Annotated in this window: 1 protein-coding gene; it reads right to left on the reverse strand. The window is 59.7% G+C overall.

Annotation, left to right across the window (positions count from 1 at the left end; all coding sequences use genetic code 11):
- The coding region (locus HU750_RS26890) for an immunoglobulin-like domain-containing protein (protein WP_346010863.1) at positions 1 to 2,258 on the reverse strand (2,258 nt) is incomplete at both ends.

Below are 2,258 nucleotides of genomic sequence, written 5' to 3' on the forward strand. Positions count from 1 at the left end.
GCTCGTCAGTCACAGTGGTGCTGACCGGGGTCTTGTCCAGAACCAGGTTTTCAAACTTCCAGGCGTCAGCACCGCTGACCGCCTGCAGGCTCTGCTCGACCGGTGGGTTAGTGCCGGTGTAGACGTTGTCCGGGGCAGTTACGGTAATCGAACCGGTGGTGCCGTTGGCCGGAACGGTGATGACCGTTTTGCCGTCACTCAGGGTGAAGTACAACGGCGCGTGGTTGTCGATCGGCAGACCATCTTTGTTGGTCAGGGTGACGGTGTAAGTGATCTCGCCGCCTTCGGTAACCGAAGGGGTGGCGGTCAGCTTGGCGATGACGTCGTCAGTGGTATCAGTCACTTTGACCGACGCTGCGTCGCCCAGCTGCAGGTTCTCGAAGGCACGGCCGTCAACATCGACCGCGGACTTGATGCCCAGGCTGATTTCGCCGGCGTCTTTGTAAACGTCGTCGCCCTGTGCTTCGTGGGTGTACGGCGCGCTGGTTTCACCCGCTTTGATAGTGACCTGAGCGTTGTTACTCAGGGTCACAACCAGGTCGTGGGTCAGAGCGGTGTTGATGTGAACGGTGAAGGTCGGCTTGACGTTCTCAGCAACCGAAACCTGGTCAGCGGTAATGGTGACCTGCACCAAGTCGCCCTGGTTACCGGTACCTGGAGTACCCGAACCCGGTTCGTCCGTCACAGAAGTGGTGACAGTTTCACCACCCAGAGTCAGCTTCTCGAAGCTGTCTGCCCCCGAAACCGACTCAAGCTTGTTGGCAATAGCGGCCTGGCCGCCGACGTACACGTCATCGTTAACCGTGATGGTCGCGGTACCAGAGGCACTGTCAGCCGGAATCGTAACTTTTGTGCCGTCGGTCAGGGTGAAGGTCAGTGCCCCGTGCTGAGTGACCGAAAGCCCCTGCGCGTTGGTCAGCGTGACGGTGTAGGTCACCTGGCCGCCTTCCGCCACAGTCGCCTTGTCGACAGTCAAGGTTGCAACGACTTCGCTGATGGTGTCCGAAATCTCGACGGTAGCGGGACCACCGATGGCCAGATGCTCGAAGGTTGCACCCGAAACAGTGGCATCGGTGACGCTCAGTGTCACGGAGCCCGCGTCCTTGATGACGTCATCGCCCTGAGCCGGGGTCTTGTACTCGACTTCGGTCTTGCCGGCCTCGATGGTGACGGTTTCGCCATTCGACAGGGTCACGGTCAGCGGACGGTCCAGCGCTTGGCTCACTTTGATCGTGAAGGATGGCTGCTGGTCTTCAGTGACATTACCGTTGCTGACGATGCTTACGGTGACGGTATCGACACTGTCATTGATTACAGTGGACGCTGGGGTCGGGTTCGGCGTGAGTTGCTCGAAGTTACCGCCAGTAGCGTCCTTGATCGTGACAGTTACGGTCGAGCCGTTGTTGTAGACGTCATTGGCCGGGGTCTGGAAATCAACGCTGCCCTGGGTTTTGCCCGCTTCGACGGTGATGGTCTGGCCGTTCGACAGGGTCACGGTTACCGGAGTCTGGGCAGGGTTGCTCAGGGTCACGGTGTAGGTGATCACGCCGCCTTCGGTGACTGACGGATTGGCAGTCAGGGTCGCGGTAGTGACATCTACCGAATCATTGATCGTGGTTTGAGCCGGGGTCGGGTTCGGCGTCAGTTGCTCGAAGTTACCGCCGGTGGCACCGGTGATGGTCGTGCTAACGGTCGAGCCGTTGTTGTAGGCGTCATTGGCCGGGGTCTGGAAATCAACGCTGCCTTGAGTCTTGCCGGCTTCGACGGTGATGGTCTGGCCGTTCGACAGAGTAACGGTCACCGGCGTCTGGGCAGGGTTGCTCAGCGTCACGGTGTAGGTGATTACGCCGCCTTCGGTAACGCTTGGCGAAGCAGTCAGGGTCGCGGTAGTGACATCTACCGAATCATTGATCGTGGTCTGAGCCGGGGTCGGATTCGGCGTCAGCTGCTCGAAGTTACCGCCAGTGGCACCGGTGATGGTGGTGCTGACGGTCGAGCCGTTGTTGTAGACGTCGTTGGCCGGGGTCTGGAAGTCAACGCTGCCTTGAGTCTTGCCGGCTTCGACGGTGATGGTCTGGCCGTTCGACAGAGTAACGGTCACCGGCGTCTGGGCAGGGTTGCTCAGCGTCACGGTGTAAGTGATCACACCGCCTTCGGTGACTGACGGATTGGCAGTCAGGGTCGCGGTAGTGACATCTACCGAATCATTGATCGTGGTTTGAGCCGGGGTCGGGTTCGGCGTCAGTTGCTCGAAGTTA

This window comes from Pseudomonas sp. SWRI50 (assembly GCF_014269095.1).
In the GTDB taxonomy this organism is placed as follows: Bacteria; Pseudomonadota; Gammaproteobacteria; order Pseudomonadales; family Pseudomonadaceae; genus Aquipseudomonas; species Aquipseudomonas kermanshahensis.